This is a genomic window from Streptomyces sp. NPDC033221 (assembly GCF_055577005.1).
The window spans coordinates 38,428-61,139 of the sequence record NZ_JBVIQN010000034.1; the positions used below are offsets into that span (position 1 = coordinate 38,428).

Annotated in this window: 18 protein-coding genes and 3 CRISPR repeat arrays; of the genes, 2 read left to right on the forward strand and 16 right to left on the reverse strand. The window is 69.9% G+C overall.

Going from position 1 to position 22,712, the window contains the following annotated elements; genetic code table 11:
- Nucleotides 1–2 precede the first annotated feature (2 nt).
- The 15 genes from cas1e to ACZ53K_RS33460 form a co-directional block, all read right to left on the reverse strand.
- Nucleotides 3–971: a type I-E CRISPR-associated endonuclease Cas1e gene (gene cas1e, locus ACZ53K_RS33390; RefSeq protein WP_468844147.1), complete on the reverse strand. Its 969-nt coding sequence runs from the start codon at nt 969–971 to the stop codon at nt 3–5.
- The gene (gene cas6e, locus ACZ53K_RS33395; RefSeq protein ID WP_468844149.1) at nt 968–1,645 is read right to left on the reverse strand and encodes a type I-E CRISPR-associated protein Cas6/Cse3/CasE; all 678 of its coding nucleotides are present in this window, start codon (nt 1,643–1,645) and stop codon (nt 968–970) included. The genes cas1e and cas6e overlap by 4 nt, the downstream gene beginning before the upstream one ends.
- Nucleotides 1,642–2,466 carry a type I-E CRISPR-associated protein Cas5/CasD gene (gene cas5e, locus ACZ53K_RS33400; protein WP_468844150.1) on the reverse strand — a complete coding sequence of 275 codons (825 nt, stop codon included), beginning with the start codon at nt 2,464–2,466 and terminating at the stop codon, nt 1,642–1,644. The genes cas6e and cas5e overlap by 4 nt, the downstream gene beginning before the upstream one ends.
- Nucleotides 2,463–3,635 (reverse strand): type I-E CRISPR-associated protein Cas7/Cse4/CasC, encoded by a 1,173-nt coding sequence (gene cas7e, locus ACZ53K_RS33405; RefSeq protein ID WP_468844152.1) that lies wholly within the window; start codon nt 3,633–3,635, stop codon nt 2,463–2,465. Before cas7e ends, cas5e begins: the two co-directional genes overlap by 4 nt.
- 35 nt (nt 3,636–3,670) lie before the next feature.
- Entirely contained in the window at nt 3,671–4,480 is an 810-nt protein-coding gene (gene casB / locus ACZ53K_RS33410; protein ID WP_468844153.1) for a type I-E CRISPR-associated protein Cse2/CasB, read from the reverse strand.
- Complete coding sequence (casA, locus tag ACZ53K_RS33415) at nt 4,477–6,024, reverse strand: type I-E CRISPR-associated protein Cse1/CasA (protein WP_468844154.1); 1,548 nt, start codon at nt 6,022–6,024, stop codon at nt 4,477–4,479. Before casA ends, casB begins: the two co-directional genes overlap by 4 nt.
- Nucleotides 6,025–6,215: 191 nt before the next feature.
- Entirely contained in the window at nt 6,216–9,032 is a 2,817-nt protein-coding gene (cas3, locus tag ACZ53K_RS33420; RefSeq protein ID WP_468844155.1) for a CRISPR-associated helicase Cas3', read from the reverse strand.
- Between the two features lie 463 nt (nt 9,033–9,495).
- A CRISPR array of direct repeats spans nt 9,496–12,150; the repeat unit is 29 nt; unit sequence GTGCTCTCCGCGCGAGCGGAGGTGACCCG.
- A gap of 44 nt (nt 12,151–12,194) precedes the next feature.
- A complete protein-coding gene (locus ACZ53K_RS33425; protein ID WP_468844275.1) occupies nt 12,195–12,386 on the reverse strand; it encodes a hypothetical protein in 192 nt (63 codons plus the stop codon).
- Between the two features lie 50 nt (nt 12,387–12,436).
- Entirely contained in the window at nt 12,437–12,712 is a 276-nt protein-coding gene (locus ACZ53K_RS33430; protein ID WP_468844156.1) for a hypothetical protein, read from the reverse strand.
- A gap of 451 nt (nt 12,713–13,163) precedes the next feature.
- Nucleotides 13,164–13,559: a CRISPR direct-repeat array (repeat unit 29 nt).
- 352 nt (nt 13,560–13,911) lie between these two features.
- Nucleotides 13,912–14,429: a CRISPR direct-repeat array (repeat unit 29 nt).
- Between the two features lie 1,937 nt (nt 14,430–16,366).
- Entirely contained in the window at nt 16,367–16,618 is a 252-nt protein-coding gene (locus ACZ53K_RS33435) for a type II toxin-antitoxin system RelE family toxin (RefSeq protein WP_468844158.1), read from the reverse strand.
- On the reverse strand, nt 16,615–16,893 hold the full coding sequence (locus ACZ53K_RS33440) for a type II toxin-antitoxin system prevent-host-death family antitoxin (protein WP_468844160.1): 279 nt from the start codon (nt 16,891–16,893) through the stop codon (nt 16,615–16,617). Before ACZ53K_RS33440 ends, ACZ53K_RS33435 begins: the two co-directional genes overlap by 4 nt.
- A 304-nt stretch (nt 16,894–17,197) precedes the next feature.
- Nucleotides 17,198–17,422, reverse strand: coding sequence for a hypothetical protein (locus ACZ53K_RS33445; protein ID WP_468844162.1), 225 nt, complete (start codon nt 17,420–17,422; stop codon nt 17,198–17,200).
- A complete protein-coding gene (locus tag ACZ53K_RS33450; RefSeq protein WP_468844164.1) occupies nt 17,419–18,267 on the reverse strand; it encodes a helix-turn-helix domain-containing protein in 849 nt (282 codons plus the stop codon). The genes ACZ53K_RS33445 and ACZ53K_RS33450 overlap by 4 nt, the downstream gene beginning before the upstream one ends.
- 16 nt (nt 18,268–18,283) lie before the next feature.
- Nucleotides 18,284–18,808 carry a DUF6879 family protein gene (locus tag ACZ53K_RS33455; protein WP_468844165.1) on the reverse strand — a complete coding sequence of 175 codons (525 nt, stop codon included), beginning with the start codon at nt 18,806–18,808 and terminating at the stop codon, nt 18,284–18,286.
- Nucleotides 18,780–19,043, reverse strand: coding sequence for a hypothetical protein (locus ACZ53K_RS33460; RefSeq protein ID WP_468844277.1), 264 nt, complete (start codon nt 19,041–19,043; stop codon nt 18,780–18,782). Before ACZ53K_RS33460 ends, ACZ53K_RS33455 begins: the two co-directional genes overlap by 29 nt.
- Nucleotides 19,044–20,020: 977 nt before the next feature.
- On the opposite strand from ACZ53K_RS33460, the gene ACZ53K_RS33465 reads away from it, so the two are divergent.
- Nucleotides 20,021–20,185, forward strand: a complete 165-nt coding sequence (locus tag ACZ53K_RS33465) for a hypothetical protein (RefSeq protein ID WP_167745406.1) — start codon at nt 20,021–20,023, stop codon at nt 20,183–20,185.
- A gap of 533 nt (nt 20,186–20,718) precedes the next feature.
- The gene (locus ACZ53K_RS33470; protein WP_468844167.1) at nt 20,719–21,822 is read left to right on the forward strand and encodes a three-Cys-motif partner protein TcmP; all 1,104 of its coding nucleotides are present in this window, start codon (nt 20,719–20,721) and stop codon (nt 21,820–21,822) included.
- On the opposite strand, the gene ACZ53K_RS33475 is transcribed toward ACZ53K_RS33470, so the two are convergent.
- A complete protein-coding gene (locus ACZ53K_RS33475; RefSeq protein WP_468844169.1) occupies nt 21,812–22,567 on the reverse strand; it encodes a DUF5131 family protein in 756 nt (251 codons plus the stop codon). The two genes, ACZ53K_RS33470 and ACZ53K_RS33475, sit on opposite strands and share 11 nt — an antisense overlap.
- Nucleotides 22,568–22,712 lie beyond the last annotated feature (145 nt).

Below are 22,712 nucleotides of genomic sequence, written 5' to 3' on the forward strand. Positions count from 1 at the left end.
CATCATTCTTTGCCTTCTGCGTAGTTGACGGCGCCGGGCACGGTTCCGCTGACGGGATCCCAGAGATCGACAAGTTGCTCTTCAAGTTCGGTGTCCTGGATCCGGCCTGGTTCCAGCAGGTTCTGAATATCGGCCACGATGCGCGGCATCAGTCGAAAGAGCCTCAGCTCGTTGCGGAAGCTCCGTCGGGCGGCCTGCTCCGGGTGGGTGGACTCGTGGAGTGAGAACGCCAAGGGGATGGTGAGCTCGGCCTTGTAAAGGTCAGCGATGTCGTAGACGAACGCTTGCTGGTTGCCGCTGTGTACGAACCCGAGTGCAGGTGAGCAGCCCATGGAGACGAGGGCAGCGTGGACGATGCCGTAAAGGCAGGTGTTCGCAGAGGACAGAGCGAGGTTGACGGGATCTTGTGCGTCCCACGCTGCGGGATCATAGATGCGTTTGAACCGTTTGATGCGATGTTGCTGGGCGAGGAGCTTGTAGAGGGCCTTCACGCGTTGGCCTTCCATGCCGCGCAGTGCTGCCAGGGTGGAGGCGGGAGGTGCGGTTGCGGGCCCGAACCGGTGCTCGTACATGCGAATGGCGACAGCGAGGCGTTCGGTGTCGTCCGCCCATGCCCGGGCCTGGCGTTCGAGCCATCGGGTGCTCAGGGAGCCGGAAACGGTGGAGCTGTAGGTGCGTACTCCTCCGGCGCCCGTGGCGACGACTGTGGTGCCGTGGCGTGCCAGGGTGGCCAAAGCGCGGGCGGTGATGCTGGTGCCGGGCCCCAGCAGTACGCAGCTGAGGGCGGCGGTGGGCAGGTATACCAGTTCCGTGCCGCGGTGTTCGGTGGTGACCACGGCGCAGACTCCGGTGTCGTCCTGCTGGACGCGCACGATGTCAAGGTAGAGGAACGATAGCGAGTCGGCGATGCGCGGCAGCATGGCGACGGTTGGGGCAGCGAGTTTGCGGCGTGCGGTGGAGTGGTCGTTCATGCGCTGGCCCGTGGTGCGGCTGTGGTCGCAGGTGCCAGGCTGAGCAGGCCGCAGCCGTAGGCTTTGCCGCGGCCGATGCCGTCGAGGATGCGCTGGCGCAGCAGGTCGGGATCGGCGATGAGGGCGGTGCCGTCGAAGCGGGTGCGGGCGTGGGCGATGCGGTGTTTGTCGTGGATGCGGATGCCGCGGGCGGTGTCCAGGGGGGTGGCGTGGGCGGTGGCGAGATGCAGGCCGCTGTTCTCCTCCGCTTGGCGGTGCCACCACCGTTCGGCGTCGGCTCCGGTCAGGGGGATGACGGCGGGGCCTTGGGTGGCTGCGCGAGTGGTGTGTCCGGGTTTGCGGACGGCGCTGGCGGCAATGCGGTAGCGGACGGTGAGTCCCGGGCGCAGGGCCTTCAGCAGCGGGCTGAGGTCTTTGGTGGCTGCGGTGCCGTATCCCGCGGGGAGGTGGTCGAGCATGGGGCGAAGGTGACTTTGCAGGAGTATGAGAGGGGCCGGGCCGGTGTCTTCGGTGCGGAAGAGGATGCCGAGCTGGCGGCGGGCCTGGGCTCCGAGGTTGTCGGGAAACAGGCTCATCAGGCGGTGGTGCAGGGCGACGGCGCTGGCGAGGTCGCGGCGGGCGGTGCGGTGGCGCAGGTCCGGCTGGATGCGGGTGAGCCACAACGTGTTCGTCACGCTGCTCCTTGGGTGACGTGGGCGCGGTAGGTGGTGAGGGCGTCGAGATAGGTGGGGCCCAGGCCGGCGCATCGGTGTGCGGGGAGGGTGAGGGTTCGCTGGTAGAGGTCTCGTGTGCGGAAGGCGTGTTGCTTGCCTGGGACGCGGTGGGGTTCGTCGTTGATGTGGCTGGTGGGCGTGGCACCGTCCAGCGCGTGGGGCTGGACCTGCTGGCCGGGCTCGGTGGCGGCGAGGTGGTCGAGGGGGGCGTCGGCGTGGAAAGGGATGTGTACCGGGTGGCCGGTGTGGGTTCGGGCCAGGGGCAGGTGGACCAGGTGGTGCAGCGGACGGGGCCACAGGCCGATGAGCAAAGGGCCTTCGGGGGGGCAGGAACGGCGGCCCAGGAAGGGCGGCCACTGGGGGGTGAGGAGCGCTTCGTGGCAGGCGAGGAGGGTCTGTGGGTCGCCGGTGAGGCATGCGGTGAAGGCCGCGTCGGCCAGGTAAGAGCGGTGGGAGAGGAGGGTGCCCTGGGCGGGGGGACGCTTTTTGCCTTCCGCTGTGGTGACGGTGTGTTTGGCGGGCAGGCCGCCGCCGACGGTGTGCAGGTCGCGCAGCAGTGTGCCGGGGCGGTCGGTGCGGGTGACCAGGGCGAGGCGGGCCAGGTCGTCGACGGGGGCGTGGCGGGGGCGTCCCAGGCAGGCGGCGAGCAGTCCGATGATGCCTGAGCGGGTGGGGTGGGGGGCGGTGTCGCGTTCGTTGTAGTGGCTGCGGGTGCCCCAGGACTGCAGGGGGCCGGCCAGGTGCAGCAGCAGGCCGGGGGCGTCGGGTTCTGGGGTGTTCATGCGCCGGCCTCGCCCAGGGCGGCCCTGACGGAGGTGGTGATCAGTTCGTCGAACGAGTCGTGGCGTTGTCCGAGGCCGGCCAGGTCTTTGTCTTCGAGGCTGGCCCAGCCGGCGTGGGCCTTTCCCCGGGGGCCAAGCAGGCGGTGGGCGGCTTGCGCGTAGTGGCAAAGGGCCTGGCGCGAGGGTTCGGCGTAGCCGCCGTTGCGGTCGGCGCTGACCGGCTTTTCGAAGGCTGCGGCGTACGACAGCGGACGGTCGCTGCGGACGCTGAGGTGCAGCAGGTCGGGGATGGTGTGGGGGGCGGTGGCGGTCTTCTTCGCCTCAGGCAGAGACAGGATGAATGCCTCGGCGAAGGCCGCCGTCAGGGTGCGCGCGGCTGTGAGGTCGCCGCCGATGTTGCGCAGCAGGTCGGCCACGTCGATGGTGGCGTAGCGGTAGAACACGCCGGCGCTGAATTCACTGCTGCCCATGTGGGCGCTGCCAGTGGTGTCGCGCCATGCGTCGGTGATGTCGTCGACGGCGGCGAAGTAGTCGACTTCGACGTCGGTTGCGTGGGTGGTCAGGGCGTGGGCGACCTGAACGGCACCGTCGACGCCGGCGTCATCGACTTCGGCGAGCATCCGGCCGAACAGATTGATGACGCCGTTGCGGCTGCGCAGGATGGCGTCGATGGCGTGCTGGGGCAGGACGCTCTTGACGCCCTTTTTCATGTCTTTGGCGCTCTCGACCTGCTCGCGGTGGGTCTCGGCGAGGTCAGCGAGGTCGGCGATGGCGCTTTGGGGGACGTAGACCATGGCGTTGGTGCTCCACGCCGGGACGTCATCGGAGGGCGGGTCGGCCTTGATGCTGCTGCCCGTGGCGATGTGCTGGCCGGCGCGGCGGGCCAGGTCCTGCGGCCAGCCGCGTTCCTCGCGCAGCAGGTGCTCGACGCTTTCGCCGATGCGGCGGGTCCGCAGGGCGGATTCGCCGGTGGTCTGCTGGAAGTAGCGCCGCGCCGCCCGCTTCCAGCACTGGCTGCTGACCCGGGTGCGTTCCCGGTTGCCGTACTGCACGGTCTTCACGGAGTTGGTGTCGTCGCGGTTGAGGTTGGCGTAGGGGACACTCTGCAGGATGTGGAGGTCGATGAACCGTCCGGGGGTCGGCAAGGACGCGTCGCGGGTGCTGGCCATGTGATGCTCCTGAAGGTCGGTGCGTCGAAAAGTGATCAGTTGCCGGAGTCGGCGCAAGCGGTAATGTCCGGCCGGGTGTCGTCGGCGTGCTGTGCAGCTTGTAGGTCCGAGGCGGTGCGGGCCCGGTAGTAGTCCTGCAGCCAGCGGCGGGCGACGCGGTGCCGGTTCTCGGGCCAGGTGCGCAGGTCGACCAGGAGGCGGGACCAGTCCGGTGGGGTGTTGCGGTCGCACAGTTGGCGCACTGCGGCCGGCAGATGCCGGTGCAGTCCGGGGGTGCTCTGCTTGCTGAGCAGGTGGAGCCGGGTTTCCGCGGCGCTGTCGCGGATGCCGCTGCGGGGGCCGCGGGCGACGGCTGTGGCGTAGGCCAGCCCCAGACTGTCGCCGAAACGGTCGCGTCGCTGCTGATCGGCAGCGGCTCGCTGGGCCGCGCGGTCGGCGGGGGCCGTGGCCTTGGCCGGCGGGGCATCGGTCGGCTGATGTGGTGCATCGGGCAGGACGGCCGCGCCGCCTGATGGCTGCGTCTCGGTGGCGCTGCGCTGGCCGGGGCCGGAGGCGGCGTGGTCGGCTCGGTGATAGGCGGCGATCAAAGCCGCCACAGCGTAGTAGGCGCGCTGGCCGTCCTCGTCGTGCATCACTGAGCCGGGCAGTCGGGGCGCCACGATGCGGTGCATCCGCGGGATACGGTCCAGGTCTTTGCCCACTCCGCTGCGCAGGGCGGCACGGGCCCCGGTGTCGCGGGCCGTCAGGGTCAGGATGTCGCGGACGAAGGCCCGCGCGTCGCTCAGCCATGGGGACGGCCCTGGCGGCGCCTCGCCGGGCGCGGGGGCGGAAGCAGGTGCGGTCATCGGGGGTCTCCAGCCTGGAGCAGGGGCTTCGCGGCCGCGGTCTTCTTGGGGCGGCCGCCGTACAGCTCGATGCGTGCGGTTTCCCGGGCCCGGGCTCCACGCATCGTGCCGGCTGCCCGGTCGGTGATCTGGTCGTAGATCCGTTCGGCGTGGGCGCGGAAGGCCTGGGCAGCGCCGTCGAAGCGCCGTTCGTGCAGGCGCTGCCAGAACTCCGTCTCGGCCTGAGGCCAGTAGCGGGCGGCGGCCGCGGCCGACCAGGCACAGTCGCGGACCTTGGCGTCGCAGTACAGCGCCCAGGCATGCTTCGCGGCCCGCTCCAGGCGCTGGCCGGTCCGCTCGCCGGCCAGCCGCAGCTGCCCGACCAGCTGTGCCAGTTCCCTGTCGCGTTCCTCCAGCAGCTGCACCACGGGTGGGGTGGTCGCGGCGACGACCTGGGTGTCCTTGGCCTGTCCCTCCTGGTCGATGCCCAGTGCCTGGATTCGCAGGCCGTCGTCATCTTCGAAGAGGTCGGCGGCCGTGTCGAGCACCGGCGGGCGCCGGCATTCGACGCCGGGCGGGTTGCTGAGCAGCAGGGCGTCCAGATCCCGCCACAGGGCCCGGCGGGAGTCGGCGTACCGGGCGTAGGCGTTGCCGGCCTGGCTGGTTTGCCAGATCAGGTAGTCGTCGATGCGCGGCAGGCGCTGCCGGAAGGCCCAGGTGATGTAGGCGTCGGCCGCGTGCGTGCCGGCGGCGTCGGGCACCAGCAGCAGGGCGTGCTGGTGCAGGCCCGTGAGCTTCGCCATCGGCCCGGTCACCACGCCCTCGAGCGTCAGCGGATCCGGTGGGCTCGAACGCTCCCACGGACACGGGTCGTCTTCTCGCACATACCGCCGGCCGCGTTCGGGTTCAACAAGCCCGGCCAGCAGCGTCTGGAACAGCGTGGGGCCCAGTGGGTGGTAGGACAGGGCGGTCCGCAGGGGGCCTGCGACGCTGTTGGCTTCTTTCACGCCCCGCACGGTGCGCGCCGCGCAGCGGCCGGAGGGCCCGTAGTAGCGCCACACCAGCAGATGCTGCAGCGCCTCGGCCGAGGCAACCGGCTGTGGCCGGGCATCGACGCTGTGCTCGAACCAGGCGTGGTTGGAACCGGAGGGCCGCGTGGTGACCAGCTTGTTGGCCCCGGCGGGCTTGTCGCACTCGGTCTCGAGCCGGGGATCCTGCAAGAAGGGGTGCACCGGGTCGTAGAGACGGAACCGGTCGGCGTGGGCACAGAAGTAGGCGTCGACCTGGCCGGGATCGAAGCGGCCGGCAGCCAGGACACGCTCACGCTGCCCGTGCCAGTCCGGGGCACCGTCCAGGCCGGTGATGCGAGCGGTCAGCGCATACAGCACCCGGTAGAGCCCCGACAGCGCCGGAGGCAGCGCCACCGTCAGCGCCCGGATCTCGTGCGCGCGCAAGAACAGCTCGGATAAGCCGACCGCATCGGGCCGGTCCTCGGCGGGCACGGTATCCGCCCACCGGACCGGAAAGTCCGGCTCAGTGAGCAGGTCGTGCAGATCAGCAGACATGACACCTCGAGTTGCGAAACGGTGAGTAGTCTCGGCAGCTCCCCGCAGCCGCGGGGGTGAACCGTGCGAGGGAGGCGTAACCGCCTCAAGCAGCGCCGTACTGCCCGCGCGAGCGGGCGATCTTCGTCCGGCACGCCACGGCGTGCCGGACGAAGTGGTCACACGGTATGCAAAGTCCGAAGGAGGAGTGCCTAAGTGACGGAAAGCCCGAGTTCCCCGATGGAGATTGTCTGATTTCCGACGGTGCACGACCAGGAGTCGTCTCCTTCTGATCGCCGCATCCGCAGGACCACCAGATCGCGCAGCGCCACGCTGCGCTCCCACGCCTGCGGCACCGCCTCTTCGGCGCCCCGCCCGAGCAGCCACCGCCCAGGGACCGGCGCTGTCTGCCGCATCACAGCGCGCGCCTGCTCCGGTGACACACGCCCGCCGTCCCAGCCCGGCACCGCCACCTCCCCCGAGGCATCCAGCGTCACCGCTGCGCCGGGCTGCTCGTAGACGCACACCACGCGCTCGGAATCCGCCCCCAGCCGCGTCGTCAGCAGCGCCTCGTCCACTTCCCTGCCGCCGCCGCTCAGCTCCGCCAGATCCACCATGCCCATCGGCGGATTGATCATCGTCAGCTGCGCCAGTCCCTGCTGGGCCAGGATCTCTCCAAGACGCTCGGCGTCCTGGCGCGCCAGGAGGTCTTGCTCGGCTGCGTCCGCCAGGCCCTCGCCGAAATCGTGCGCGTACACGGCATCCACCAGTTCCTGCACGTCGCCCGGTACCGCAATGCCCCGCCCGGCCCGTTCCCGCAGCACCCGCCGGGTCCGCGTCAGCGACGCGGCGTCATAGACCTGCCCCCACTCCTGCGGAGCGCGCACCAGGCCCTGCCCGGTCACCGGCTCCAGGACCACCAGCCGCGGCTCGGGTCCCGCCCAGGCAGCCCGCCCGCCGTTCTCGGGCGCCAGACCGCCCCGGTCGTGCCGCAGGCACCGCCCGGCACGCTGCAGCAACTGCGCGAGCGGCGCCAGATCACTGACCACCAAGTCAAAATCGAGATCGAGGGACTGCTCCACCACCTGCGTCGCCACCAGCACCGACACCCCCGGACGGCGCCGGCCCGGCCCCGGCTTGCCGAACGCCTCCTCACACACCTGCGTGATCTGCGCCCGGCGCTGGGCCGGAAACCGCGAGTGCAGCAGCAACAACCCCTCCGGCGTCTGGGCCAGCTCCGAAAACGCTGCCCGCAGCACCCCGAACATCTGCTGTGCGTCCGCCACCGTGGTGCAGCACACCAGCGCGCACCCGCCCCGTTCCACCAGCGACCGCAGCTGCTCCACCACCACAGCGCCCCGCCCGCCGTCTCCTTCCACCCCAGCATCCCACCGCACCTCGACCGACGTCACTTCAAGCCGCCGCGGCCGGCCGCACTCCACCGCCCGCGGAGCCGCCACCGCACCGGACCGCCCGTCGACATACAGCCACCCCGGATACACCGGCGCCACTCCCGACGCTTCCATGTGTCCGCCGCCCCGCCGGTACGCCTCCACCAGCGACGACGCAGCCTGCCCCGACAACGTCGCCGACAACAACACCACCGGCGCCCCAAGCGCCCCCAGCCACTCCAGCAGCCGCACCAGCAACGCATGCATCCACGGCCCGTACGCATGGGCCTCATCCACCACCAGCACCTTGTTCGCCAGCCCCGCCAGCCGCAACACGTTGTACCGCACCGGCAACACCCCGGCCAGCGCCTGGTCCACCGTCCCCGTCGCCAACGGCGCCAACAACCCCCGACGGGCCCCGCGCAACCACTGCCCCGCCACCACCCGCGAACGCGCATCCCCCACCACCTGCGAGCCCTCAACACCAGCCGACACACCACCGTCCTCACTCAGCCCCGCCATGCTGTGCAGCAACGCCAAAGACCGCTCCCCCACCACATTCCGCGCCACGAACTCCCCCACCCGCCCATGCATCGCATCCGCCGTCGCCATCGTCGGCAACGCAAAAAACAACCCCGACGCCCCCGACGCCCGCGCCAGCACCGACGCCGCGTGCAACGCCGCCTCCGTCTTCCCCTCCCCCGTCGGCGCCGTCACCAGCAACAGCCCCGGCCCGCCCGCCATCTGCGCAAACTCCTCCGCCACCGACCGCTGCAACGCATTGGGACCAAACCCAAACCGCTCACTGAACGGCCTCTCCACAAAGCCGGCCACCCCAAGCCCGGCCTCGGCCACCCACCCCCCGGCCCCAGCCACCGCCACCAACCAATGCGCCCCAAGCTCAGCCTCATCACCACACCAGCCCTCGGCAGGCAAGCGCTGCTCAATCACCGACTCCTGACTCGCCAACCAGTCCGCCACCACCACCAACCCCAACAGCACCACCGCCACCTGCGCAGGCAACACACCCCGCGGCACATCCCCCGCAGCGCACCCCGTCACCCGCCGCACCGCCTCCGCATGCGCCACCCGCTGCGCCCCCCACCCCACCCCGCCCAGCTGCGGCACCCAGTCCTGCACAGCCCTCAGCTTCCGGCTCTCCAGCGCCTGGTGCACACACCCGTGATGACCGCCCAGCAACTGCGCTACCTGATGATGAACCGACCGCCGCGCCGGCTTCGCCACCGGATACCCCCACTGCGCGAACAGCTCCGTCAGAGCCCACTGCGTCGCCACATCGTGCCGCAACGCCTGCCGCTCAGCCCCCGCCCGATGCCCGTAGACAGCGTCCTCCAGCAACTCCGCGTACACCGACGGCACGCCCGCCTGAAACACCGGAATAATCTTCCCGACGTCATGCAGCCCCGCCCACAGACACACCAACCGCCGGCACCGCTTCTCCGGCAACCCCAGCCCCTCCGCCAACCGCTGCCGCGCCGCCCCCGTCAGCACCCGATCCCACAGCTCCCCCGCAACCGCCGCCGTATCCAGCAGATGACAGATCAACGGATACCGGCCCGGCAGCCCACGCTCCTTACCCCATAACCGCACATCGATGCCGACACTCCCCTGCGACATGCCCTCACCCCTTCACCCGAGATCGTGACACCACAGCAGTAGCAGCAGGCACTGACAACCGGGCTCTCCAACCGCTCCACCGAGTCATCCGACTCACCAGGCACCGAACCGCAATACCGACCAAACCCATTAAAATTTCACTGCGCAACACAGCATGAACATCACGAAACAGAGCGGCACCTCTGACGATGCATGCCGCAATGAGCCTCGCCGCGCAGGCGGAGGTGAACCCAAAACCTGGGCCCATCGCCTGTTCAGCTCCCTCGTGCTCTCTGAGCGAGCGGAGATGAGCCCGGCGGTCCGGTCCGCCGGATACCTGGATCAGGGGCCGCAGGCTCGTCGCGGCGCGTACCTCGTATCTCCTCCTGCGCAGCCCGTACCCGGTAGGTAGATTGCACTCCATGACCCGCCCACCGCGCATAACGAAACGGCAAAGCCCTTCTAACACCGCAGGTCGCGAAGGGTGCTCTCCGCGCGAGCGGAGGTGACCCTTCGTTGTTCATGGAGGGGCTGCCGGGGGCGCAGTGCTCTCCGCGCGAGCGGAGGTGACCCGGGACGCCGCGCGGAGCGCGTCCTTTGTGCGCGGTGCTCTCCGCGCGAGCGGAGGTGACCCGCAGGCCGTGCAGCTGCTCGCGGCCGGCTATCCGTGCTCTCCGCGCGAGCGGAGGTGACCCGTCGGTCGCCCCGCTCCCATCTCGCAGGAGACAGTGCTCTCCGCGCGAGCGGAGGTGACCCGCCCCTGGAGCGCGGCGGCGTCCCGGCCGGATGGTGCTCTCCGCGCGAGCGGAGGTGACCCGCCTGCGATGGGCAGCAAGAGCGACTGAATCGGGTGCTCTCCGCGCGAGCGGAGGTGACCCGCGCATCCGCCAGCGCATCGGCCCCGGCGGCCGGTGCTCTCCGCGCGAGCGGAGGTGACCCGATCGCCGCCGGGCTCCCCGCCGGCCACTTTGCGTGCTCTCCGCGCGAGCGGAGGTGACCCGTCCGACCGGCCCGCTCCCATCTCGCAGAGACAGTGCTCTCCGCGCGAGCGGAGGTGACCCGCGCCTGTCCACCCGGCCCCGGTGCCTGAGCCTGTGCTCTCCGCGCGAGCGGAGGTGACCCGGGACGCCGCGCGGAGCGCGTCCTTTGTGCGCGGTGCTCTCCGCGCGAGCGGAGGTGACCCGCAGGCCGTGCAGCTGCTCGCGGCCGGCTATCCGTGCTCTCCGCGCGAGCGGAGGTGACCCGTCGGTCGCCCCGCTCCCATCTCGCAGGAGACAGTGCTCTCCGCGCGAGCGGAGGTGACCCGCCCCTGGAGCGCGGCGGCGTCCCGGCCGGATGGTGCTCTCCGCGCGAGCGGAGGTGACCCGCCTGCGATGGGCAGCAAGAGCGACTGAATCGGGTGCTCTCCGCGCGAGCGGAGGTGACCCGCGCATCCGCCAGCGCATCGGCCCCGGCGGCCGGTGCTCTCCGCGCGAGCGGAGGTGACCCGATCGCCGCCGGGCTCCCCGCCGGCCACTTTGCGTGCTCTCCGCGCGAGCGGAGGTGACCCGTCCGACCGGCCCGCTCCCATCTCGCAGAGACAGTGCTCTCCGCGCGAGCGGAGGTGACCCGCGCCTGTCCACCCGGCCCCGGTGCCTGAGCCTGTGCTCTCCGCGCGAGCGGAGGTGACCCGTCCCGAACGATCTTCTTGACGATCCGGTGCACGTGCTCTCCGCGCGAGCGGAGGTGACCCGATCGTGCGGTCCGCCGTCGGCGACTCCACCGAGTGCTCTCCGCGCGAGCGGAGGTGACCCGCCAACCGCGACGCGTTCTGGTTCACCGCCGACGTGCTCTCCGCGCGAGCGGAGGTGACCCAGGCAAGATGCGGCGCCCGTACCACGGCGGAACCGTGCTCTCCGCGCGAGCGGAGGTGACCCGCACATCGCCGACCTGCGCGCCGACCGGCGCAAGTGCTCTCCGCGCGAGCGGAGGTGACCCGGTCCTGCACCAGATGCCAGGTCGCGATCGACCGTGCTCTCCGCGCGAGCGGAGGTGACCCGCGTCCGCGCTCAGTACCGCGGCATCCGGTTCCGTGCTCTCCGCGCGAGCGGAGGTGACCCGCTGTGGTCTGCCGCGAATGTGCGCACCTACGGGTGCTCTCCGCGCGAGCGGAGGTGACCCGTGTTTCGCCCGAAACACTTCCTGGATCTATGTGTGCTCTCCGCGCGAGCGGAGGTGACCCGTGGCCGTCTACCATCCGGACAACCCGTGCATGGTGCTCTCCGCGCGAGCGGAGGTGACCCGCGGGTGCCCCGGGGACAGCGGATGCCCCCGGCGTGCTCTCCGCGCGAGCGGAGGTGACCCGGCACACCGCTGGAGGAGATCCAGGAATTCGCCGTGCTCTCCGCGCGAGCGGAGGTGACCCGGAGAGCAGACGATGCAGGCCGGGAACGCCGTGGTGCTCTCCGCGCGAGCGGAGGTGACCCGGCCCGCGAGGTGCCGGGCGACCTCTCGGTGCTGTGCTCTCCGCGCGAGCGGAGGTGACCCGCACCGCGTCTCGTGGTCGGCCAGCGCCAGGAAGTGCTCTCCGCGCGAGCGGAGGTGACCCGCAGCGCAGATTCTCGTAGGGGGCAAATGATGGGTGCTCTCCGCGCGAGCGGAGGTGACCCGGCTCGCCGAGCGCGGTGGACCTTTCCTGCTGCGTGCTCTCCGCGCGAGCGGAGGTGACCCAACTGGGTGGTCTGGTCGCTGGCAGGAGAGTGTGGTGCTCTCCGCGCGAGCGGAGGTGACCCGACGACGCGCAAATGTATCGCCGCGTTTGCTGAGTGCTCTCCGCGCGAGCGGAGGTGACCCGTACTACCGGCCCGCCCACGCAACCATCCACCGGTGCTCTCCGCGCGAGCGGAGGTGACCCGACCGTGGCGCACCCGCGCAGCCACGCCAGCTCGTGCTCTCCACGCGAGCGGAGGTGACCCGCACAGGCGGCGGGTGCTGCCGTGCTCCGCCCAGTGCTCTCCGCGCGAGCGGAGGTGACCCGCCACCGAGAACATGCGGGACGCTGCGGAATACGTGCTCTCCGTGCGAGCAGAGGTGACCCGACCAACGCCCCGACGGCGACCAGGACCAGGACGTGCTCTCCGTGCGAGCGGGGGCGAACCGTCAGGAGGAGTCACGGTCTCGGTTGGTTCGCTTTGTGTGTAGCCGTCAGATGTAGACCAGGCGGACCACGGTGACGGTCAGCACTGCGGCGCTGACGTAGTAGCGCACCACCACCCCGCTGACCACCGCTTCGCGCCGGTCCTCATCGTCTTTGACCGCGGTCGAACCGTGCCCGTACGGGGCGGCGGCCAGGCGCTGCATCGCAGTGTCGAAGGAGACCCGTAACGCGTGGGGCATGGCGCGGCGGGCCTGGTCGGCGGCCGGGGCGTACTGGAGTCGGTAGCGGCTCACGCCACCTCCGAACCGGGGGTGCCTGCGTCGGTGGCGCCGATGTCCTCGCCGCGGGCCAGCCGCTCGAAAAGTTCCTCATCCTCGTCGTCGGCACCGGTGCCGGCCAGGGCCCAGCGCACCAGCGCGGCAGGGAGCTCGGCTGCCGGAACGTGCTCGATGTCGCGGTCGAACTCGGCGGCCCGGTCCTCGTCCAGGCAGGCGCGGATGGCCGCGATCGTGCCGGGCAGCTCCACGATCTCACCGCCGATGACGGTCTTGAGAGTGGCGTCCACAGGAGGCCTCCTTCCTGCTCTGTACGGTACGCCGCCGCCCCGCACCGCAAGCATCTTCTTCGTGAGAACCTGCTGCTGAAACTGATGCGCTCTCCGCGCAAGCGGAGGTGAGCCGGCCTGTGTTCATGCTTCGGAGCGGAGGGCGCCGTGCTCTCCGCGCGGGCGGCGGTAAGCCGGGCGGTGACGGCCCACCAGGCCAGGTCCGCGAGTGCTCTCCGCGCGAGCGGCGACGTGTGCCCTTCGTAGTCTGTTCTCCGTGCCAGCGAGAGTGCCGCGACGTTGCATCTGGCACCGCCTCACCAAGGCCGCTTTCCAGGAGGTCGACCGCCGTCTGGGAAGCACCGCCACTGAGCCGGAGCCTGTCGTCGGCGCCCGGTACATTGCCCCCATGCACCACCGACCCCCGGATCACGAAATGGCAAAGCCCTTCTGACACCGCAGGTCGCGAAGGGTGCTCTCCGCGCGAGCGGAGGTGAACCGCACCTCGCGGAAACATGCTCTGACCTGCGGTTGTGCTCTCCGCGCGAGCGGAGGTGAACCACCCGCGCCGAGCAGGGCCAGGACGTCTCCGCCGTGCTCTCCGCGCGAGCGGAGGTGAACCGTTCAAACTGCGCTTCGGCGGGCGTCAGCGGGTGTGCTCTCCGCGCGAGCGGAGGTGAACCGATCGACCTGATGGCGGCCGAGCCCGGCACCCTGTGCTCTCCGCGCGAGCGGAGGTGAACCGGCGTGCACGTCGTCTTGGTACAGGGCGTGGTGGTGCTCTCCGCGCGAGCGGAGGTGAACCGCCGCTGTACGCGCCGTACAGGCGCTCTGACGTGTGCTCTCCGCGCGAGCGGAGGCGAACCGACGCTCGCGCAGGACCAGGTGTCGTGACGAGTGTGCTCTCCGCGCCGACGGAGACGAACCGTAGAGGCACGCGGCTCCGGATGACGTGGACGCACGTTCTCCGGGCGGTCGCGGCCAGAGGCCCGAACACCTGCGCTCAGCAGCACACGGGACGCCTCCACCACCGTCCGGCGCTGCCCCGCCCTTCGAGAAACCAGATCACCAAGACCGAACCCGCAAAACGGCGCCAGCCGCCCGAAAGCACCACCACCGAACCGGAGCCCGTCGTCGACACCCGATACATTGCCCCCATGCACCACCGAGCCTCGCATCACGAAACGGCAAAGCCCTTCTGACACCGCAGGTCGCGAAGGGGGCTCTCCGCGCAGGCGGAGGTGAACCGAGCGGGCGAGCGACTGCGCGGAGCTGGGCTGCGGGCTCTCCGCGCAGGCGGAGGTGAACCGGGGCAGGGGTCGGAATGAGGATGGCGCAGCGCGGGCTCTCCGCGCAGGCGGAGGTGAACCGGCGATCGACTACGCGGGCAACGCCCCGATCCCGGGCTCTCCGCGCAGGCGGAGGTGAACCGCACTGCCAACCGGCCGCCTGCTCGATCACCTGGGGCTCTCCGCGCAGGCGGAGGTGAACCATCGACCGAGGCCACACCATCGATGGTTTTACCAGGGCTCTCCGCGCAGGCGGAGGTGAACCGGATCTTCAAAGCGCCTTCAAGGACGTGAAGCGGGGCTCTCCGCGCAGGCGGAGGTGAACCGCCCCCGCGGGGCATTCCCGCCAACGGGCTCCGGGGCTCTCCGCGCAGGCGGAGGTGAACCGTTGTCGGCCTGATCGTCCAGCCCCACCGCTTGGGCTCTCCGCGCAGGCGGAGGTGAACCGCCGCAGCCTGTCACGGGAGCCCGTCACATCGTGGGCTCTGCGCGCAGGCGGAGGTGAACCAAGAAGCAGGCCCACGACGTGGCACAGCAGGTCCGTGGCCGGGCTCTCCGCGCAGGCGGAGGTGAACCGAGGCGCAGATGGGCCAGGCGGTGGGTGACCACGGGCTCTCCGCGCAGGCGGAGGTGAACCGGCCGGGGCGAACGCGTCCTACGGGAACTCCCCGTGCTCTCCGCGCAAGCGGAGGTGAACCGCGCTACCAGGAGGCCGCCAACGGCCTTGACTGGTGCTCTCCGTGCGAGCGGAGGTGAACCGGCGTACGCCGTGCTGGCCCTCGTGAAGGAGTTGTGCTCTCCGTGCGAGCGGAGGTGCCCCGGAGGTCTCCTCACCCGGCAGGGCGTTGCGGAAGTGCTCTTCGCGCGAGCGGAGGTGAACCGCCGAGGTCGGGCTCGGTAGCCCGGTAGAGGAGGTGCTCTCCACGCAAGCAGCGATGATCCGTCCACCCTGGCCAAGTCCATCGCCGTCTCGGAGCTCTCCGTGCCGGCGGAGGTGAGCCGCGGGGTTTAGTGGGGGCGGCGCTGCGGTTGCCGTGCTCTCCGCGCGAGCGTCCGTGCGCTGGCGTGTCTCCTGGGCGGCGGTGTCAGCGGCCTGCTCGGCGGCTTCGGCCGTGGGGTGCGCGGCGACGCTACTGCGCGGCCCGGGCCTGCCCGGCTTCCGCCACGGCCTGCGGCCCGCGGCCGAGCATCCGCACAGCCGGCTGACGGCACTCGTGCAGGAGAGGCACAGCAGACAGCCTGCCCGTGACCGCAGCGATCGCTTCCGTCCCGCATTCGGCAGGACGGGACCGAAGACACACTGGACGCGGGCACACATCTCGGCATCCGCGGTCACGACGAGTCCACCGAATCGCCGCAGTCGGCCACGCCCGCGGGCACCACCTGCCGCAGCACCCTCACCTGGGCTCAAACCACCTCCAGTACAACGGACCACCTCCGCTCGCGCGGAGAGCACGACGGCGAGCTCGTCCAGGACAAGCTCGGTGTCGGTTCACCTCCGCTCGCGCGGAGAGCACAGGGGCTGCCACGGCTCGATCGGCATTTCGGACGGTTCACCTCCGCTCGCGCGGAGAGCACCCCCCAAGGAGCACTACACCATCGCCGGCGTCCGGTTCACCTCCGCTCGCGCAGAGAGCACGCCGGCGCGCTCCCGGAAGTGCTGGCCCTGCTCGGTTCACCTCCGCTCGCGCGGAGAGCACATCACCTCAGCCGCGGTGACCCCGGACCGCCGCGGTTCACCTCCGCTCGCGCGGAGAGCACCTTGCCCACTGGCTCATGAAGAAGATCGAAGCCGGTTCACCTCCGCTCGCGCGGAGAGCACCTCCTGGAGGTGCTGGACGAGGGCGTCGAGGTCGGTTCACCTCCGCTCGCGCGGAGAGCACGCTGTATGGGGTGCTGGCGGACCTGGACCCCGAGGTTCACCTCCGCTCGCGCGGAGAGCACCTGGTGACCCCGCTCGTGCCCCTGGCCGGCGGCGGTTCACCTCCGCTCGCGCGGAGAGCACGCCACCCCGCACAGCGGACCACCACCGTGGCCGGTTCACCTCCGCTCGCGCGGAGAGCACTCGACACCCTTCACGACGAGCACCACGCTGAACGGTTCACCTCCGCTCGCGCGGAGAGCACCCCTTCGCGACCTGCGGTGTTAGAAGGGCTTTGCCATTTCGTGATGTGAGAACTGATGGCGCATGGGTGCAATGTACCGGGCATCGATGACAGGCTCCGGTTCGGTGGTACGTGCTCTCCGAGCGAGCGGAGGTGAGCCGGTGTCCCGGCAGTCGCGCTGCAGCCGGTCCAGGTGCTGTGCTCTCCGCGCAGGCGGAGGTAGCTCGACGCCACGTTTGCCTTCACCCCACGCTCTCCGGACGGCTGGAGGTGGTGCTGGTCTAGGTGGTGCGGCCGACTTTGAGGACGATCACGGTGACGGTGTGGTCGTCGGGCTGGTAGAGGATGCGCCAGTCGCCGACTGGCAGGCGCCAGTAGCCGGAGCCGCCGAGCTGGTGGGCCTGCGGCGGGCGTGGCTCGTCGCCGAGGCGGCGGACGGCCGCCGCGCAGTCCTTGGCGCCGGCCGGGTCCAGGCGGCGCAGCCGGCGGAACTCGTCCATGGCCTGGTGCTGCCAGATGACGGTGTAGGTCACGAAGCAGCAGCCCGGCGGTCCTCGGCCTCCAGCTCGGCCATGAACGCCTCGTGCGACTTCATCTCTCCCCCGGCGGCAGAGCGGCGCCGGGCCTCGGCGATGTCGGCCTCGTCGCGCAGCCGTCGCAGCTCCTCCAGCTCATCCACCGGCACCAGCGCCGCCGCGGGCTTGCCGTACTCGCTGATCACGATATGCGCGCCGCCGTGCCGCACCCGGCTCACCAACTGGCCGAGCTCATTGCGCGCCTGCACCAGCGGATACGTCTCATCCTCCATACCAAAACTGTACACACTCGCAGGTGCGCACACAGCGTCTTCTTCCCCTCCCTCTCGGCCCGGTGTTCCCGGATGCCGCCGTCTGACCGGGCCAGCAGCCTCCGCACGACGCGACACCCCAGCGGCACGATCTGTCGACCGGTACGCTGCCTCCACCACCCAGTTCCTCGCACAGCACGTAACCGTGTTCTCCGCGAGAGCAGAGGCGAGCCGCAGCGGGCTTGATGGAGCGGCTGACGATCCTGGGCTCTCCGCGAGAGCGGAGGTGAGCCGCAGGCAGCGGCTGCGCGCAGTCGCTGAGGCGTCACTGGGCCTGCTCATGCAACGCTTCGACCAGACGGACCGACAGCTCGCTGATCATGAGTCCCGTCTCGATGCGCCGCAGAGATCGCGGTGGCCGCTGGCGGTGCTGGTGTCGGTGGTCGGTGCGGCCGTGACGATCTGAATTGCGTCGGCTGCCGACGACGCCCCCAGCTTCGGCGGGGGTGAAGCATTCCGCTTTCGACACCCCGCCCAGAAGAAGCGTCACAGCGCGTCGATAGCCTGCACGATCAGAGACCGGGCATCAGCTCCGTACACTGCCATAGCCCGCAGTCGTTCAAAGGCGTTCTCATACAGCTCGATTTCGCTGGGTTGCGTCACTGTGACCTGGGCGGAGATGAGTTCCACTGAGACCAGCGTGTTGTCATAGATGTGGAACGTCTCCATAGGCCAGATCGACCGGGACGCACGCGAGGCGGGGATTACACCGAGCGAAACGGAGGGCAGCGCTCCTGCCGTCAGTAAGTACCCGAGCTGCGCAGCCATCGACTCGGCATCGCTGACCTGGTACCGCAACGCCGCCTCCTCAACCAGCAGGACAAAGTGGCGCCCACCCCTGTACAGGATTTGCGATCGGTTGAGCCGCGCGGTCACTGCGTCTGCAACGTCGTCCGGCAGGTCTCTGAACTGGGAGATCAGTGTCATCAGCCCTGTCGCGTAACCGGCGGTTTGCAGCAGGCCAGGAACGAGCGTTGCCGAATAGACCCGGAAAGTCGAAGTGGATTGAAACAGTGCCAGGTAGGAATACTGGAGCTGTTTCAACCCCTGGCGTGTCTTACGGCGCCACTCGACGTACAGAGCTGCTGCATTCGGCGACTGGGCAATTACCTCAGGCGTCTGATCAGCAACTCCGCACGCGGCGCACCATCGTCGGATGTCCTCCGGGGACGGCGGCGTGCGGCCATTCTCGATGCGCGAAGACTTCGAATGCGACCATCCACACAGCGAGGCCAGCTCAGTACCTGTGAGCCCCGCCTCGGCCCGTACCTCCCGCAATCGCTGCGCTACCGCTTCGCGGGCAGCCTGAGCCGAGGACGACGGGGACAGGGGCATGGGCTGGCTCGGCCTTCTACACCTTGTAGTTCTCGTGGGGCACGGCCCGCGACCACACCGCCTCGAACGCGGCTTCGCACAGCGCGGCCACGTCCGGCTCCTGACTGGTCTCCCCGCCCGCCGAGCAGCCATCACCTGTGAAGTGGTTCCACCGGATGAGGCTGCCGTCGATGAGCCAGAAATCATTGCCGGGCAGGGCAAGGTCCGACGCCTGCCGCCGGGGCAGCCACCGCACCTGCTCCCCGGCGATGACGTTCTTGAACGTCCCGTCGTACAGGAACCGCGTGTACTCGCTCACCGGCTCGGAGACGACCCGGGCCCGGCGCACCGTGACACCACGCCCCACCGTCTCGGCGATCAGGTCGTGCCACGGGCGCCACCAGGACACCCGGTCGTCCGGGTCCAGACGCACGCCGGCGCGCCAGTCTGCGAACGGGCCCGTCTCGTAGTCGACAGCGTACGAATCGCGCATCTCCAGATGAACCGCAGACCGGGTGGCCGAGCCCAGGAGCTCAGCCCAGGTCGAAACGGTCGAGCTCATCACACGCCTCCCTGACGATCGCTGTCATACGCGCCGGAATCCTGATCACGGTTTCCGTGTCTGGGATGCCCTTGGCGTGTCCCGGTACTTCGAACGCCGCACACTTGGCATGGAGCCCAGCTCCCGCCTTCCATCCCTGCAGGACCAACTCCTCGCGCTCCTGGTCGACCCACACGGTAGGGCTCTCCCCTTCCGAGGTGGACGGGTCGATCCCAATGAACCGTAGCTCCGGCATAGCGCCCTCCCTGACGAGGTGTGCACCGATGTTCGCCACCCTCACGGCACATACCAAATCGGTCAAGACCGCTGGCGCCCGTTGCCCTGCACGGACCAACTGCCGTGCACAACGGTGCACATCGGTAGCCACCGTGGATAGCGCATTCCTACGTTGTGAGCAGGGACGCCCCGCCCACCCGTCCACGCACGCCGCTCCCCTTGCACGGCGGCACACCTCCCCGGAGGCACGCCCATGCCCACAGTCAGCACAGACGAACTCCTCCAGCAGGTCATCGATCGCGCTGTCCGGTCCGGACCGCTGCGGCAGTACAACGACCTGGTGCTCTCCGCGCAGGCGGAGGTGAGCCGAGGCCGCCCACGCCGCCCGGTTCGAGGCGAAGGTGCTCTCCGCGCAGGCGGAGGTGAGCCGTCGGACGATCTGAGGCTAGCTTTTCACGCTAAGTGCTCTCCGCGCAGGCGGAGGTGAGTCGGCGATTCAGCGGGGGCTGGACGACCCGGTGTGCTCCTCACGCGACCGGAGATAGGTCGTGCTCTCCGCGCGAGCGGAGGTGACCCGGGTCGTCGTTCTTGCAGTACATCGCCCGAGTGGTGCTCTCCGCGCGAGCGGAGATGCCCCGCACTCGACATCCAGCCGGACGACGCAGTCTTGGTGCTCTCCGCGCAGGCGGAGGTGAGCCGGAGGTCGGCGACATCGAGGGCGACTGGCCGTGGTGCTCTCCGCCCGAGCTGAGGTAAACCGGCACTTCCTTGGAGGTGAACGCACGTGGCTGTGCTCTCCGCGCGCGGAGAGCACATTTCCCACTCAGTGACCACACACCCCACGTGCGGCTCACCTCCGCTCGCGCGGAGAGCACCGTCCGGGCAACCGGCAGGGGCGGGGCCGTCTACCTCGACCGGTTTCCGGTGCCTTCCCCAGGTCCACTACTGCTAACAAGGGGAGGCCTGTGGCCCGTACGGGTCGGGGAGGGGAAGCTCGTGAACTTCTCGTTCGAGTGCGGGTGGTGTGGCGAGGACTGCGTCGTTTACGGCGAGCCCACCGGTTTCTGGCGGGAGCTGTACCGGGTCCCGGACGAGTGGAACTGCTGGTCCTGCGATGGGCTGAACTACACGCACGACCCGCCGTGGACACCAGCGGAGTAACTGACGCCGGCCGTGCGGCGCAGGCAACGGGCAGCGCATCCCCGTGCGCGCTGCGAGAGGGCCTCTTCACCGGCTTCGGTCTGGGGTCCGCCAGGCGAGCTTCTGATTGAAGCCCGCGATCATCTCCAGCTCGGCGGCCGTCTCTCGTCGGCGGGCTCCATTGCCCGCAGGTGTGCAGCATGGAACGGGCGGCGTCGGCTGTGACGAACGCGTCGCGGGCATCGGTCCGGGCCAAGCCGGGAAAGACCGGCGATCCGCCGCATCGTCGGGCCCGACACGGCGACTTTGCAGCCCGTGGCGTGGGCGACCGCGAGCGGTAGGGCACCGAGGTGCAGCAGCCGCTCGTTCGACAGCCGTGGTGTGCTCCGGCTTGTTGCGGCGACCGGGCGCTGCGGTCGGTCGCCCCCACAGACGGTTTCGCGCCAGAAGCGTGTTGTCGGCCAGCTCGTGGTCGACGGTCTGGCGGCGTATTGCCTGGGAGTGGACAATTTTTGCCGACATTCGTGTCATACGGGCGGACTCAGGGGGCGGGTATGGGTGTGCTGTGGAAGCTGGAACCGGCGACGGCGGCCAAACACCGGCTGTATCAGCGGTATCTGGATGCCTGGTGGCCCATCCTGCTGCAGACGTCCCAGCGCACGGGATATGCCCGGCCCCGGGTGACCCTGCTGGACGCCTTCGCCGGCCCCGGACGCTACGAGGACAACGAGCCCGGCTCCCCGGTGTTCATTCTCGATCGCCTGCTGCGCCACAAGGCGGTCGACCGCATGGCTCTGAGCCCGGAGCGCGTGCACCTGGTGTTCATCGAGAAGGACCGGGCCCGTCACGAACATCTGATGGCGGAACTGACCGCCAAGTTCGGCTCGCTGGCGGGGCTGCCCGTGCGGGTGGAGGTCCGCCGTGGTGAAGCCGGCCGCGACAGCCTGGCGATCCTCAGCGAGCTCGGCGCCTGGGGCCACCCCATTCTGGGCATTTTCGACAGCTGGGGCAGCGTCAACGTACCCCTGGACGTCATGCGGCGCATCGCTCGCAACCCGGCCAGCGAAGTCATCACCACGTTCGGCCCCAACTGGTTCAGCCGCCGCGAAGACCTCAACGCCGACATCCTCGACGCGGTCTTCGGCGGCCGCGCCTTCTGGACCCCGGCCGCCGACGAGTCGCGCTCTGACGAACGCTGGCGCGAGTGGCTGCGCACCTACCGGGATGCGCTGCGGCGTGCCGGCTTCGGCTACCAGCTGCAGTTCGAACTCGTCCCTCGCACCGGGCAGCCGCTCTACCTCGTCTTCGGCACCGGCAACCCCAAGGGCCTGCTGGCGATGAAAGACGCCATGTGGAAGGTCGACGGCCTGGACGGCCAGAGTTTCCGCGACCCGCGCGCCCGCGGCGCCACAGCCGAGGGCCAGCTCGACCTGTTCCAGGAAGCTGGCCTGGTCGACGACGAACTGCTCGAACTGGTCACCCAACGGCTGCGCACCGGCACGGCAACGGTGGAGGAAGTCGGCCAGTGGCTGCTGACGGAGACCGCCCGCTGGATGCCCAAGCACGCGCTCCAAGCAGTTCGGCAGATGCGCCGGGACGGCCTGATCACCGTCCCGGGCACAGGAAAGCTCACCACGAAGAGCTTGGTCAGCCTGTAGGCACGGCTGCGGGCCTGGGCATCTGGTCCCAGGTACGGCCTTGCAGACGGCGGCCGGACGCCTTCGGCGTACGCCCTCCCCACTGTTTGAAAAAGAAGGCCACGCCCGCGTCCAGGCACACGTCCCGGACCCCGGTGATCCACTCCTCTTCCACAGGCCGGAAGTGCGGGCCGGACTCACCGCCGGCGATCACCCAGTGGATGTCCGACAGGTCCAGGCCGTCCAGCGGGCCCAGCAGCGGCTCGCAGGACAAGAACCGCACCGCCGCCGGCACCTGCCGCAGGTCGTCGATGCGCGGCAGTTCCCTGGCCGTCTCCACGGACACGCCCATCCACACGTTGGGCGGCCACTCCAGCTTCTCTGCGACCTGCCGCAGTCGGCGGGCGCGCTTGGTCAGCACCTGGTAGGTGTGCTGCGGCGTCTCCGCCATCACCGCGAAGACCTGCCGGACGAAGCCGAGCGGCACCCGGGCGTGGAAGAGGTCGCTCATGGAGTTCACGAACACCGTCCGCGGACTCCTCCACCCGTACGGCACTCGCAACGCGTCCGGATGCACCGTCAGCCCGAACCCTGGTCCGGACGTCCGGGGATCCCCGTCGTTCTGGTACTTCGCCGACCCCATTGCCTTCAGCCGCTTCGCCAGCGTCAGCGCGTAACAGTTGTCACAGCCTTCGGAGACCCGGTCGCACCCGGTCGTCGGGTTCCACGTCGCCTCGGTCCACTCGATCGTGCTCCGGTCACTCACCGGACACCCCTCCCCACGCCACGCACCGGCCACGGGTACGCGAAGCAGCCTGCCCAACGAACCCTGGCCCCAGCGGACACCGGCATCCAACCACCGCCTGCCCCACGGGCGCTCCCGATACCCCTAAATGGAACATCTGTGCGTA